This is a genomic window from Agromyces sp. NPDC058110 (assembly GCF_042884735.1).
Taxonomy (GTDB): Bacteria; Actinomycetota; Actinomycetes; order Actinomycetales; family Microbacteriaceae; genus Agromyces.
This window is the reverse complement of sequence record NZ_JBHVTI010000008.1, coordinates 206,806-220,126: the sequence shown is the minus strand read 5'-3', so window position 1 is coordinate 220,126 and position 13,321 is coordinate 206,806. Positions and strand designations below refer to the sequence as shown.

The following is a 13,321-nucleotide window of genomic DNA, read 5'->3' as shown; positions in this document are numbered from 1 at the left end:
GGGAGGAGATTCGCGCGACGGGAGGTCCGGGCTCGCCCCAGGTGCCTCCCGTCGCGCGAATCTCCTCCCCTCGCCGTGTGGAGCAGCCAGGGTCACTCGACCCAGGGCACCCCGCCGACCTTGCGGTACGAGACGCCGAGCGCGTCGAGGTGGGTGCCGAGCCCGGCGAGCCGGGCGTGCAACGACGCCTCGTCGCGCGCGCCGGCGGGTGCCGGAGACCAGGCGATCTCGGCGATCGCCGCGATGCGCGGGAAGACCATGTACTCCAGGTCGGGCGCGGTGCCGATCGTCTCGGTCCAGACGGGCGCCTCGACGCCGAGGATGTCGGACTCGGCGAGCCCTGGCACGATGGCGGTCGGCTCCCAGGCGTAGGCCTCCTCGAGGGTCGTGGGACCGTCGGCCCACAGCTGGCCGAGCTTCGTGCCGAGGGGGCCGTCGGGGTCGTCGGGGTACTTCATGTCGAGGTAGGCGACGTCGGCGGGGGAGAGGATCACGCTGCCGCCCTGCTCGACGAACGAGGTCGTGAGCGCGGCTGCGTCTTCGCGGGGGGTCACGAAGTCCCAGTACTGGCCGACGGTGCCGGCGGGCAGGTCGCGCGAGGCGCCCATCTCGTGCCAGCCGATGACGGTCTTGCCGGTGGCGGCGCCGGCCGCGGTGATGCGTCGCACGAGGTCGAGGTAGTCGGCCTCCGAGGTGGCGAGCGACTCGTCGCCGCCCACGTGGATCCACGGGCCGGGCGTCAGCTCGGCGACCTCGCCGAGCACGTCGGCGAGGAACCGGTCGGTCGCCTCGGCGCGTTCGGGCGTGGCGCACAGCGACGAGAAGCCGACCTCGATGCCCTCGTAGGGCTTCGGCGCGACCCCGTCGCAGTTGAGCTCGGGGTAGGCGCTGAGCGCGGCGTTCGTGTGGCCCGGCAGGTCGATCTCGGGCACGACGGTCACGAACCGCTCAGCCGCGTACTCGACGATGCGGCGGTAGTCGTCCTTCGTGTAGAAGCCGCCGCCGTCGCCGCCGGTCGAGGTCGAGGCGCCGATGCCGGTGAGCTCGGGCCACGAGTCGATCTGCAGGCGCCAGCCCTGGTCGTCGGTGAGGTGCAGGTGCAGCACGTCGAGCTTCAGCAGCGCGATGCGGTCGATGTGGTCGAGCACGTCTTCGACGGGGAAGAAGTGGCGTGCGACGTCGAGCATCGATCCGCGGTAGGCGAAGCGGGGCGCATCGGAGACGGATGCCGCGGGCGCCGTCCAGCCGTCGGCGGGCGCGCGCTCGGCGTCGCGCCGCTCGATCTCGGCGGGAAGCAGCTGGCGCAGCGACTGCGAGGCCCAGAACAGGCCGGCGGGGGTGTCGGCGGCCAGTTCGGCCCCGCCGTCGCCGGTCTCGAGCGTGTACCCCTCGGCCGCCCCGTCGGGCGCGGAGCCGGCGGCGACGGTGAACACGATGTCGGATGCCGCGGGCTCGCCGGCCGTCGCGGCGTCGACCACCGGCAGCTCGAACCCCGTCGAGGTGCGGGCGCGCTCGGCGAACGTCTCGGCCACGCCGTCGGCCCCTTCGCCGGAGACGACGAGGCGCGTGCGCTCGTCGAGCCGGAAGGGCGCGCGGTCGGGGTACTCGGCGCTCACCGGGGCGGGCACGATGCCGGTCATGGGTTCTCCGTTCTGGGATGGTGCGGTGCACGCGGTCAGGGTCGCGACCGCGACGCCGAGGACGAGGCCGAGTGCGGCCAGGCGGGCAGGGGTGCTGGGGCTTCGGTGCATGCGTCCTCGGGTTCGTGCGTCGGTGCGCGATAGGGAAGGAATCCTGACAATGCGGTGCGGGTTCCATTCTGGCATCCGGAGCCGGCGAACGACAGTGGATGCCGCGAACACCGCACGAGGTCGACCCGCCCGCCCGCGGCATCCGTTGCTATGCTTGCGGGGTCGCGACTGGCGTTGAGATGGATTCCCATCGGGGAGCGACTGGCGAGTACACGACCGCACGCCTGGGCCGGTACGGACGCCTCGTCGCGCGAGTCGCACGAGGTGGAACCACCTGTTTGGTCCGTACCGTCACTGAAGGAGCCAGTCTTGGCCGAGTCCGTTTTCAACGCCCCCCTCTCCGAGGTCGACCCCGAGATCGCCGAGGTGCTCGAGCTCGAGCTCGGTCGCCAGCGCGACTACCTCGAGATGATCGCGAGCGAGAACTTCGTTCCCGTCTCCGTCCTGCAGTCGCAGGGCAGCGTGCTCACCAACAAGTACGCCGAGGGCTACCCCGGCCGCCGCTACTACGGCGGCTGCGAGTACGTCGACATCGCCGAGTCGCTCGCGATCGAGCGCGCGAAGAGCCTGTTCGGCGCCGAGTACGCCAACGTGCAGCCCCACTCGGGCGCGACGGCCAACGCCGCGGTGCTCTCCGCGATCGCGACGCCCGGCGACACGATCCTCGGCCTCGAGCTCGCGCACGGCGGTCACCTCACGCACGGCATGAAGCTGAACTTCTCGGGCAAGCTCTACAACGCGGTCTCGTACGGCGTCGACCCCGAGACCTTCCTCGTCGACATGGACGTGGTGCGCGACAAGGCCCGCGAGCACAAGCCGCAGGTCATCATCGCGGGCTGGTCTGCGTACCCCCGTCACCTCGACTTCGCCGCGTTCCGCGAGATCGCCGACGAGGTGGGCGCGAAGCTCTGGGTCGACATGGCGCACTTCGCGGGCCTCGTGGCCGCGGGCCTGCACCCGTCGCCCGTGCCCTACGCCGACGTCGTGAGCTCGACCGTGCACAAGACCATCGGCGGTCCCCGCTCGGGCTTCATCGTCTCGCGCGACACCGAGCTCGCGAAGAAGCTCAACTCCAACGTGTTCCCGGGCCAGCAGGGCGGCCCGCTCATGCACGTCATCGCGGCCAAGGCCACGGCCTTCAAGATCGCAGCCTCCGCCGAGTTCAAGGACCGCCAGGAGCGCACCCTGCGCGGCGCGAAGATCCTCGCCGACCGCCTCACCGCCGACGACTCGCGCGCTGCGGGCGTCGACGTGCTCACGGGCGGCACCGACGTGCACCTCGTGCTCGCCGACCTCCGCAACTCGAAGATCGACGGCCAGCAGGCCGAAGACCTCCTGCACGAGGCGCTCATCACCGTGAACCGCAACTCGGTGCCGTTCGACCCGCGCCCGCCGATGGTCACCTCTGGCCTGCGCATCGGCACGCCCGCGCTCGCGACCCGCGGCTTCGGCGACGCCGAGTTCACCGAGGTCGCCGACATCATCGCGCTCACGCTCCAGGGCGAGGCGGATGTCGCGGCGCTCCGTGCGCGCGTCGAGGCCCTCACGGCGGGCTTCCCGCTGTACCCGGGCCTCGCGCAGTAGGTCGCGCATGACCGCCATCACGCTCGACGGGGTCGCCACGGCGACCGCCGTCAAGTCCGAACTCGCCTCCCGCATCGCCGCGCTCCGCGCGAAGGGCGTCGTGCCGGGCCTCGGCACGCTGCTCGTCGGCGACGACCCGGGCTCGCGCTCGTACGTCGCGGGCAAGCACCGCGACTGCGCCGAGGTGGGCATCGAGTCGATCCGCGTCGACCTGCCCGCGACGGCGACCCCGGCCGACGTGCGCGCCGCGATCGCCGACCTCAACGCGGCATCCGAGGTCACGGGCTACATCGTGCAGCTGCCGCTGCCCGCCGGGCACGACGAGAACGCCATGCTCGAGCTCATCGACCCCGACAAGGACGCCGACGGCCTGCACCCGACCAACCTCGGGCGCCTGGTGCTCGGCGTCGCGGGCGAGCTCGCCTCGCCGCTGCCGTGCACGCCCGCGGGCATCGTCGAGATGCTGCAGCGCTACGACGTGCCCATCGCGGGCCGCCACGTCGCGGTCATCGGCCGAGGCATCACGGTCGGGCGCCCGCTCGGCCTGCTGCTCACGCGCAAGGGGCTCGACGCGACCGTGACGCTCACGCACTCGCGCACCGTCGACCTCGAGGCCGAGGTGCGCCGCGCCGACATCGTCGTGGCCGCCGTCGGCGTGCCGCACCTGGTCAAGTCCGAGTGGGTCAAGCCCGGCGCCGCGGTGCTCGACGTGGGCATCACGCGCGTCGAAGACCCCGAGACCGGCAAGGGGCGCCTCACGGGCGACGTCGACCCGGGGGTCGCGGCCATCGCCGGCCACCTGTCGCCGAACCCCGGCGGCGTCGGCCCCATGACCCGCGCCATGCTGCTCGCGAACGTCGTCAAGGCGGCCGAGCTGCGGTAGCGCGCCACCACGCGAAGCGACACGGATGCCGCGGGCCGACGCCCGCGGCATCCGTCGTCTCCCGGTCTCCGCGCGTTCACCGGGGCATCATCCCGGGGCAAGGCCCCGGCAAGGCCCCGGCAAGGCGGCGACCGTAGCGTCGCAGCATGCTCGAAGACGGGCGGCCGTCGGGTCGCGCCATGCACCCCTCGCCGCGGGTGGTCGCCGTGATCCCCGCGCGCGGAGGCTCCAAGGGCCTGCCGGGCAAGAACCTCGCCGAGGTCGGCGGCATGCCGCTCGTCGCCCGGGCGGTCCGCGCAGCAGCCGCCGCCCGCAGCATCGACGCAGTGCTCGTGTCGACCGACGACGACCGCATCGCCGAGGTCGCGCACGCCGCGGGGGCCGGTGTCGTGCGACGTCCGGCCGGCCTCTCCGACGACACCTCGAGTTCGGAGTCGGCCCTGCTGCACGCGCTGCACAGCATCGCGGCGCACACCGGCGTGCGCCCGGAGGTGCTGGTGTTCGTGCAGGCGACGTCGCCGTTCATCGATCCGGCGTCGCTCGACCGCGCCGTCGAACGGGTGCAGGGCGGCGTCGAGGACGTGGTGTTCTCGGCGGTGCCGAGCCACGTGTTCCTGTGGCGCGAGACGCGCGGCGGCGCCGACGGCGTCAACCACGAGGCATCCGTGCGCCCGCGTCGGCAGGACCGGGAGCCGGAGTTCGCCGAGACCGGCGCCTTCTACGTCATGCGCGCCGGCGACTTCGAACGCTCCGGCCACCGCTTCTTCGGACGGGTCGGCATCGAACGCGTCCGGGCGGAGCACGCGGTCGAGATCGACGACGCCGACGACCTGTCGCGCGCGCGCCTGATCGCCGCGACGGTCGACCCGCTCGCCGAGATCGCCGACCCCCGGCATCCGATCGTCGACGTCGACGCCGTCGTCACAGACTTCGACGGCGTGCACACCGACGACACCGCATGGGTCGACACCCTGGGCCGGGAATCGGTGCGCGTGAGCCGCAGCGACGGCGCCGGGGTCGCCCGGTTGCGGGCCGCCGGCGTGCCGGTGCTGATCCTCAGCGCCGAGGCGAACCCGGTCGTCGCCCGTCGCGCCGAGAAGCTCGGCGTCGAGTGCCTGCACGGCGTCGAGGCGAAGGGCGAGGCGCTCGCCGAATGGGCCGCGGACCGCGGCATCGGCCTCGACCGCATCGCCTACGTCGGCAACGACCGCAACGACCTGCCCGCGCTCGAGCTGGTCGGCTGGCCGATCGCGGTGCGCGACGCCGTGCCAGACGTGCTCGCCGCGGCCAGGCACGTGCTCGAGCGCCGGGGCGGACACGGTGCCGTGCGCGAGCTCGCCGACCTCGTCGTCGCATCGCGCGAGCAGGCGGCCAGAGACGGCGCGACCCAGGACCACCCCCACCACGAGCGCGCCGCGGCGCACTGAGCAGAGGAGCACGACATGTCGGTGCGCATCGGACGATCCCTGATCGGCCCCGGGAACCCCGTCTACGTCATCGGCGAGATCGGCCTGAACCACAACGGCGACGTCGAGATCGCGAAGCGGTTGATCGACGTCGCCGTCGAGGCGGGTGCGCAGGCCGTGAAGTTCCAGAAGCGCACGCCCGAGATCGCGACGCCCGAGCACATGCGCGACGTGCCGCGGGAGACCCCGTGGGGCACCATGACCTACCTCGAGTACCGGCACCGCGTCGAGTTCGGCGAGGCCGAGTACCTCGAGATCGCGTCGTACGCCATGCGCGCGGGCGTCGACTGGTTCGCCTCGCCGTGGGACGTGCCGTCGGTCGAGTTCCTCGAACGGCTCGACGTCGCCGCCCACAAGGTCGCCTCGGCCTCGATCACCGACCTCGAGCTCCTCGACGCGCTCGCCGCGACGGGCAAGCCGATCATCCTCTCGACGGGAATGTCGACGATCGACGAGATCGATCGTGCCGTCGACCGCCTCGACCGCGACCGGCTCGTGGTCATGCACGCCACGTCGAGCTACCCGATGCCCGAGCACGAGGCGAACCTGCGCATGATCGACACCCTCCGCGGGCGGTACCCCGGCGTGCCGATCGGGTACTCGGGCCACGAGCGCGGCCTGCAGATCTCGCTCGCGGCCGTCGCTCTCGGTGCGGTCGCGGTCGAACGCCACATCACGCTCGACCGTGCGATGTGGGGCTCCGACCAGGCCGCATCGCTCGAACCTCAGGGGTTCGAGCACCTCGTGCGCGACATCCGCATCATCGGCGACGCCATGGGCGACGGCGTCAAGCGCGTGTTCCCGGGCGAGGAGGCCCCTCGGGCGAAGCTCCGCCGGGTGCCCGCATGATGTTCGACCGGTCGAGGGTCGCAGGAGCGACGGATGCCGCGGGCCGCCGCCTGCTCGTCGTCGCCGACTCCGACTCCTACGTGAAGTGGGGTGCGGCGCTCGCGTCGACGCTGCCCGATCGCTGGCGCGTGCAGCTCGTGGTGTTCGCCTCGCCCGTGCAGCCGAGCCCGACGCAGCTCGTGCACGCGCTCGCCGGTACCCGGTTCAGCCCGGCGCGCACCCGCGTCGTGCACCTCGACGACCTCGACGGCCTCCTCGACGTGTTCGATCCGCACGCCGTGCTCCTGTCGCTTCGCGGGCCCTTCGTGCGCGTCGTCGCGCCGCGCATCGAACGCCGTCCGAATCGTCCGGTGCTCGTGAGCGGGTTCCCGGGCCTCACGATCCCGGCCGTGCCGAAGGCCGTGGCCTACCGCGAGCAGACCGACCTCGTGGTGCTGCACAGCCGCCGCGAGGTGCGCGAGTTCCGGGCGAACGCGGCCGAGCTCGGGATCGGCACGACGTTCGCGCTCGCGACGCTGCCGTTCCTCGCGGTCGCCGGCCCCGCGGCATCCGATCGCACGGATGTCGTCTTCGCGACCCAGGCAAAGGTGCCGATGGCGCGGGAGGACCGCGTGCGCCTGCTCGGCGCGCTCGCGGAACTCGCGCGCCGGCGCCCGGACCAGCGGGTCGTGGTGAAGGTGCGCGCGCGCCGAGGCGAGGCCCAGACCCACGACGAGTCGTTCGACTACGCCGACCTCATGCCCGAGGTCGATCCGCCGGCGAACCTCGTCGTCGAGGACGGGCCGATGGCCGAGAAGCTCGAGCGCGCCGCCGCGCTCGTCACCGTGAGCTCCACGGCGGTGCTCGAGGCCGTCGCGCTCGACATCCCGGCGCTCGTGATCGAGGACTACGGCGTCTCGGCGGCCATGATCAACCTCGTCTTCGAGGACTCGGGGCTGATCGGCTCGACGGCCGATCTCGTCGAGGGCCGGTTCCGGACGGCGGATGCCGCGTGGCTGGCCGATAACTACTTCCACGCGCCGGATGCGGCCGACTGGGTGCGCCGACTCGACGCGTTCGCGGAGTCCCGTGAGATCGTGCCGCTCGGGCGACTGGAGCGGCGGCGGGACCTGTCGGGCGGCGTGCTCCGCTCGGCGTTCGAGCGGCGCCGCATGCTCGGCGAGCACGACCGGAGCGTGCTCGGTGCGTTCGCCTGGGGGGTCGGGGTGCCCGCACGCGGTGCCGTCCGTCGCGTGCGGCGCCTGCGGTCGCGATGGATCGGCCGCGGCGAGCCCGTCGTGCCGCCGAAGCGGGTCGAGGGCTGGCGCCCGTCAGACCCGGTGCGGGCGACCGCCGGTACGAGTCCTGCGGACCCCTCAGCCGAGCGACGAGTGCCGCTCGACATGGCCGAGGTATGACTCGGCGTTGCGGCGGATCCCCGCCCGCTCGTCGTCGGTGAGCTCCCGGCGCACCTTCGCCGGCACGCCGGCGACGAGCGAGCCCGGCGGCACGACCGTGCCCTCGAGCACGACGGCGCCCGCCGCGACCAGCGATCCCGCGCCGATGACCGCCCCGTTCAGCACGGTCGCGTTCATGCCGATCAGGCAGTCGTCCTCGACCGTGCAGCCGTGCAGCACGGCGCCGTGGCCGACCGAGACGCCCGCGCCGAGCACGAGCGGGAACCCCCGGTCGACGTGGCACGCGACGGTGTCCTGCAGGTTCGAGCGCTCGCCGATCGTGATCGGCTCGGCCTCGGCGCGCAGCACTGCGTTGTACCAGACGCTCGCGCGATCGCCCAGGCGCACGTCGCCCACGAGCACGGCGCCGGCGGCGACGAACGCGGTCTCTTCGACGGCGGGAGCCGGGAGGTCTGGCAGGGCGATGATGCGGGCTGACGGGTCGACGCTCATGGCGTCAGCCTAGCCGCGGTCGGCGGGGCGGCCGCGGGCGAACCGGGTGCGCACGAGCCGGTACCCCGCACCGACGGCGAAGACCGCGAGACCTCCGAGCACGGCCTCGACGGGCAGGGTGGCGACGAGCACGAGGCATCCGATCGCCCCGGCCGCGCTCAGCCATCGCGGCACCCGGCGCTCGCCCCTCGGCTGGGTCAGCGCGGCGGCGTTGGCGACGAGGTAGTAGGCCAGCACCCCGAACGAGCTGAACCCGATCGCGCCGCGCAGGTCGCCGATCAGCACGAGCAGCACGATCGCGACGGCCACGACGAGCTCGGCGACCCACGGCACGTGCGTGCGGGCGTGCACGGCCGCGAGCGGCGCGGGCAGTTCGCGGTCCCGGGCCATCGCGAGCGAGGTGCGCCCGACGCCGGCGACGAGCGCCAGGAGGGCCCCGCAGGCCGCGACCCCGGCCGCGACGCGCACGATCGGACCGAGCCAGGCCCACCCGCCCGCCACGGCGAGGTCGGCGAGCGGCGCGTCGTCGCTCGTCGCGAGGTGCGCGGGGCCGAGCGCCACGAGCAGCACGGCCGCGAGAGCCGCGTAGAGCGCCACGACCACGCCCAGCGAGATGGCGATCGCGCGGGGGATGGTGCGCGACGGGTCGCGCACCTCCTCGCCGAGCGTCGCGACGCGCGCGTACCCCGCGAACGCGAAGAACAGCAGGCCCGCGGACTGGAGCACGCCGTACCAGCCGGGCGACGGCATCGCGTCGCCCCGATGCGGCGGGAGGCCCGACGACAGGAGCCCCGCCGCGCCCGCCGCGAGCACGAGCAGCAGCACGGCGAGCACGCCCGCCGCGATGATCGCGGCCGCCTTCGCGGTGCGCGTGATGCCGAGCAGGTTCACGCCCGAGACCACGATCACGGCCGTCACCGCGATCGGCTTCTCCCACGGGCCGTCGACGAGGTAGTCGGCCGCCGTCAGCGCCATGGCGGCGCAGCTCGCCGTCTTGCCGACCACGAACCCCCAGCCCGCGAGGAACCCGGGCCACTCGCCCAGCCGCTCCCGCCCGTAGCGGTACGCGCCGCCCGACTCGGGATACCTGGCCGCGAGCTGCCCGGTCGAGCTCGCGTTCGCGAACGCGACGAACGCGGCGATGCCGAGCCCCGCGAGCAGCCAGGCGCCCGCCGCCTGCGCGGCCGGGTTCCACACCGAGAACACGCCGGCGCCGATCATCGACGCGAGGCCGATCGCGACGGCGTCGCGAAGTCCGAGTCGGCGCGCGAGCGCGGGGGAGTCGGTCACGCTCGCACCCTAGTGCACCCGGATGACGCGACGGCGACCCGGCGGGCGACCGGGTGCCGCGCCATCCGCTCGTCGGACGGCCCGCCCTCGCCTTCGTAGGATCGACGCATGAGCACACCCTCGCACCCCGCCGTCGAACGCGTCGCCGAAGCCCTCGCGGCGCATGGGCTCTCGCCCGAGATCGTCTGGTTCGACGACGCCGTCACGACCGCACCGCTGGCCGCCGACGCGCTCGGGGTCGAGGTCGGCCAGATCGCGAACTCGCTCGTCTTCACGCTCGACGACCAGCCCATCCTCGTGCTCACCTCCGGTGCGCACCGCGTCGACACCGACTGGCTCGGCTCGCAGCTCGGCGGCACCATCGGGCGGGCGTCGAAGGAGACGGTGAAGGATGCCACGGGGCAGGTCATCGGCGGCGTCGCACCGCTCGGCCACCCGTCGCCCGTGCGCACCATCGTCGACACCGCGCTCGCCGGGTACGACGAGGTCTGGGCGGCGGCCGGGCACGCGAAGACGGTGTTCCCGACCACGTTCGACGAGCTCGTGCGCATCACCGGAGGCACGCCGCACGCGGTCGAGGCGTCGGAGGCCGCGCGGTGACCCGTGCCGAGGTGTCCTGGCCGCGTCGGGCCGGCGAGCTCGAGCTCCGCACGCCCACCCGCGACGACCTCGAGGCGGTGCTCGCCTGGCGCAACCGGCCGGAGGTGACGCGCTGGCTGCTGCGCACGAGCGTCGCACCCGAAGCCTTCGTCGCGGCCTGGCTCGACGCCGTCGGCAACCCCGCCGAGCAGGCCGTCGTGGCCGTGCTCGACGGTGCGGTCGTGGGCACCGGCTCCCTCGAGGTGCACGACGGCATGGGACAGTTCGACGGCGACGCGTGGCGCGCGAGCGAGGGACTGCTCGGATACCTGATCGACCCGGCGCACGCGGGGCGCGGCCACGCGACCGAGATCGCCCGCGCACTGCTCGACGTGGCGTTCGGCGAACTCGGCCTGCACCGGGTGACCGCCGGGTGCTTCGCCGACAACCACGCATCGTGGCGGGTCATGGAGAAGCTCGGCATGCGCCGCGAGCAGCACGGCGTGCGCGATTCATGGCATGCCGAGCTCGGGTGGGTCGACGGGTACACCTACGGGATCCTCGCCGAGGAGTGGGCGACGGCGCGGGAGCACGGCCGGGCGTCGCCGCCCGGGCGACCTGCCGTGCGGGCCTGACTCAGCTCGGGCGTCGCCACCCGGGCGGCCCGATCACGCGTCGCGGCGCGCGCCCTCGCTCGGCCGCACGACGAAGGTCGTCGGCTCGCGATACCCCTGCGCGGCGAACGCGGCGTGCACCTCGCGCTCGATCACGGGAACGAGCGCGTCGATGACGAGCGCGATGGCCGAGCCGCCGAAGCCGCCGCCGGTCATGCGGGCGCCGATCGCGCCGTTGGACTGGGCGGTCTCGACCGCGAGGTCGACCTCGGGCACCGTGATCTCGAAGTCGTCACGCATCGACACGTGCGAGGCGTCGAGCAGCGGGCCGATGGCGCCCGCACCCTGCTCGCGCAGCGTGCGCACGGTGTCGAGCACCCGCCGGTTCTCGGTCACGATGTGGCGCACGCGCCGGAACGTCTCGTCGTCGAGCACCTCGGCGGCGCGGTCGAGGTCGGCGAGGTCCACGTCGCGCAGCGAGTCGACGCCGAGCGCGCGGGCGCCGGCCTCGCACGACGCGCGGCGTGCGGCGTAGCCGCCGGTCGCGTGCTCGTGCGACACGTTCGTGTCGATGACGAGGATCGAGAGCCCGTCGTCGACGAGCCCGAGCGGGATGACCTCGGCGTCGAGGCTGCGGCAGTCGAGGAACACCGCGGCGTCGGCTTGCGAGAGCAGCGAGGCCGACTGGTCGAGGATGCCGGTGGGCGCGCCGACGACTCGGTTCTCGGCGAGCTGGCCCACCTTGGCGAGCGTCGGGCGGTCGAGGCCGAGACCCCAGTGCTCGTCGAGGGCGAGCGCGACCGAGCACTCGATCGCGGCCGACGACGAGAGGCCGGCCCCCACGGGCACGGTGCTGTCGATGTGCAGGTCGACGCCGCCGACCGCCGACAGGTCGGCGCCGAACTGCGTGAGCGCCCATGCGACGCCGAGCGGGTAGGCCGCCCAGCCGACGACGGCGTCGGGCGCGAGGTCGTCGATGGCGAGCTCGACCGACTCCTCGGCGAACGTCGACGACACGCGGATGACCCGGTCGTCGCGCGCGCCGAGCGCGACGCTCGCACGCTGGTCGATCGCGAAGGGGAACACGAAGCCGTCGTTGTAGTCGGTGTGCTCGCCGATGAGGTTGACCCGACCGGGCGACGACCAGACGCCGGCCGGCTCGTGCCCGTGGCGCTCGATGAATCCGCGGGTCACGGTCTCGACGGGGGTGGCGGTCATGCGCGGGGTCCTTCGGGGTCGGTCGTGACGGGGGTCTCGGCGTCGGAGCGGGCGATCGCGGCGCGCAGCGCCTCGGCCGCGGCCTCGGGTGCGACGTCGCCGATCCAGGCGCCCTTCGCAGCCTCCGACCCGGCGAGGAACTTGAGTTTGTCGGCCGCGCGGCGGGGGCTTGTGATCTGCAGCATGAGCCGCGCGTCGTCGCGGTGCTCGTGCACGGGCGCCTGGTGCCAGGCGGCGATGTACGGCGTGGGCGAGTCGTAGAGCCGGTCGATGCCGCGCAGCAGGCGCAGGTAGAGCTCGGCGAGCTCGTCGCGCTCGGCGAGGGAGGTCGCGGCGAAGTCGGGCACGTGCCGGTGGGGGAGCAGGTGCACCTCGACGGGCCAGCGCGCGGCGAACGGCACGAACGCGGTCCAGTGCTCGCCGGTCAGCAGCACGCGCGGGCCGTTCCGCTCGCGTTCGAGGATGTCGGCCATGAGCGTCGGGCCGTAGTCGTCGATCGCGGCGAGCAGTCGCTCGGTGCGCGGAGTCACGTAGGGGTAGGAGTAGATCTGTCCGTGCGGATGCGGCAGCGTGACGCCGATCTCGCGGCCGCGGTTCTCGAACGGGAACACCTCCTGCACGCCGGGCAGTGCCGACAGCGCGGCGGTGCGGTGCGCCCACGCCTCGATGACGGTGCGGGCGCGGGAGCGCGAGAGCGATCCGAACGAGCCCTCGTGCTCGGGGCTGAAGCACACGACCTCGCAGCGTCCGATCGACGTTTTCGTGCGTTCGAGGCCGATGCGGCGCAGGTCGGCGAGCGCGTCGGCGTCGTCGAACGCACCGCTCGCACCCGGCTCGCCGAGCGCGGGGCCGAACGACGGCGAGCGGTTCTCGAACACCGCGACGTCGTAGAGGCTCGGGATCTCCGACGGGTTCTCCGGCGTCTGCGGCGCGAGCGGGTCGAGGTGCGCGGGCGGCAGCACGACGCGGTTCTGGCGCGCCGCGGCGATCGAGATCCACTCGCCGGTCAGCGGGTCCTGTCGCATGTGCGCGTTCGCGGGGCGCGGGTCGAGCACCCGTCCGTCGATCGCGCGCTCGGCCTCGAGCGTCGTGTCGGCGTCGTCGAAGTAGAGGAGGTCGCGGCCGTCGGCGAGCTTCGCCTGGCGCACCGTGATCGCGGGGTCGAAGTCGGGGGTGTTGTCTGGCACGCGGTCACCCT

12 protein-coding genes are annotated in these 13,321 nt (G+C 73.5%); 7 read left to right on the top strand and 5 right to left on the bottom strand.

What is annotated here, in order from left to right; genetic code table 11:
• Nucleotides 1-92 precede the first annotated feature (92 nt).
• The gene (locus tag ACFVS8_RS19280) at nucleotides 93-1,640 is read right to left on the bottom strand and encodes a beta-N-acetylhexosaminidase (protein WP_387066113.1); all 1,548 of its coding nucleotides are present in this window, start codon (nucleotides 1,638-1,640) and stop codon (nucleotides 93-95) included.
• A 420-nt stretch (nucleotides 1,641-2,060) separates the two neighbouring features.
• On the opposite strand from ACFVS8_RS19280, the gene glyA reads away from it, so the two are divergent.
• The 5 genes from glyA to ACFVS8_RS19255 all read left to right on the top strand — a co-directional run bounded on the left by glyA (nucleotide 2,061) and on the right by ACFVS8_RS19255 (nucleotide 7,930).
• Nucleotides 2,061-3,335, top strand: coding sequence for a serine hydroxymethyltransferase (glyA, locus tag ACFVS8_RS19275; protein ID WP_387066110.1), 1,275 nt, complete (start codon nucleotides 2,061-2,063; stop codon nucleotides 3,333-3,335).
• A gap of 7 nt (nucleotides 3,336-3,342) precedes the next feature.
• Nucleotides 3,343-4,218: a bifunctional methylenetetrahydrofolate dehydrogenase/methenyltetrahydrofolate cyclohydrolase gene (locus ACFVS8_RS19270; protein WP_387066107.1), complete on the top strand. Its 876-nt coding sequence runs from the start codon at nucleotides 3,343-3,345 to the stop codon at nucleotides 4,216-4,218.
• 146 nt (nucleotides 4,219-4,364) lie between these two features.
• Nucleotides 4,365-5,645 carry a cytidylyltransferase domain-containing protein gene (locus ACFVS8_RS19265; protein ID WP_387066104.1) on the top strand — a complete coding sequence of 427 codons (1,281 nt, stop codon included), beginning with the start codon at nucleotides 4,365-4,367 and terminating at the stop codon, nucleotides 5,643-5,645.
• A 15-nt stretch (nucleotides 5,646-5,660) separates the two neighbouring features.
• Complete coding sequence (locus ACFVS8_RS19260) at nucleotides 5,661-6,533, top strand: N-acetylneuraminate synthase family protein (RefSeq protein ID WP_387066101.1); 873 nt, start codon at nucleotides 5,661-5,663, stop codon at nucleotides 6,531-6,533.
• On the top strand, nucleotides 6,530-7,930 hold the full coding sequence (locus ACFVS8_RS19255) for a DUF6716 putative glycosyltransferase (protein WP_387066098.1): 1,401 nt from the start codon (nucleotides 6,530-6,532) through the stop codon (nucleotides 7,928-7,930). Before ACFVS8_RS19260 ends, ACFVS8_RS19255 begins: the two co-directional genes overlap by 4 nt.
• On the opposite strand, the gene ACFVS8_RS19250 is transcribed toward ACFVS8_RS19255, so the two are convergent.
• Nucleotides 7,889-8,422: a gamma carbonic anhydrase family protein gene (locus ACFVS8_RS19250; RefSeq protein ID WP_387066095.1), complete on the bottom strand. Its 534-nt coding sequence runs from the start codon at nucleotides 8,420-8,422 to the stop codon at nucleotides 7,889-7,891. The two genes, ACFVS8_RS19255 and ACFVS8_RS19250, sit on opposite strands and share 42 nt — an antisense overlap.
• 9 nt (nucleotides 8,423-8,431) lie before the next feature.
• Nucleotides 8,432-9,712, bottom strand: coding sequence for an APC family permease (locus tag ACFVS8_RS19245; RefSeq protein WP_387066093.1), 1,281 nt, complete (start codon nucleotides 9,710-9,712; stop codon nucleotides 8,432-8,434).
• Between the two features lie 108 nt (nucleotides 9,713-9,820).
• Here ACFVS8_RS19245 and ACFVS8_RS19240 point away from each other — a divergent pair, with 108 nt between their 5' ends.
• Nucleotides 9,821-10,312 carry a YbaK/EbsC family protein gene (locus tag ACFVS8_RS19240; RefSeq protein ID WP_387066090.1) on the top strand — a complete coding sequence of 164 codons (492 nt, stop codon included), beginning with the start codon at nucleotides 9,821-9,823 and terminating at the stop codon, nucleotides 10,310-10,312.
• Entirely contained in the window at nucleotides 10,309-10,926 is a 618-nt protein-coding gene (locus ACFVS8_RS19235) for a GNAT family N-acetyltransferase (protein WP_387066087.1), read from the top strand. Before ACFVS8_RS19240 ends, ACFVS8_RS19235 begins: the two co-directional genes overlap by 4 nt.
• A 33-nt stretch (nucleotides 10,927-10,959) precedes the next feature.
• On the opposite strand, the gene galK is transcribed toward ACFVS8_RS19235, so the two are convergent.
• Nucleotides 10,960-12,123: a galactokinase gene (gene galK, locus ACFVS8_RS19230; RefSeq protein WP_387066085.1), complete on the bottom strand. Its 1,164-nt coding sequence runs from the start codon at nucleotides 12,121-12,123 to the stop codon at nucleotides 10,960-10,962.
• A complete protein-coding gene (gene galT / locus ACFVS8_RS19225; RefSeq protein ID WP_387066083.1) occupies nucleotides 12,120-13,310 on the bottom strand; it encodes a galactose-1-phosphate uridylyltransferase in 1,191 nt (396 codons plus the stop codon). Before galT ends, galK begins: the two co-directional genes overlap by 4 nt.
• Nucleotides 13,311-13,321 lie beyond the last annotated feature (11 nt).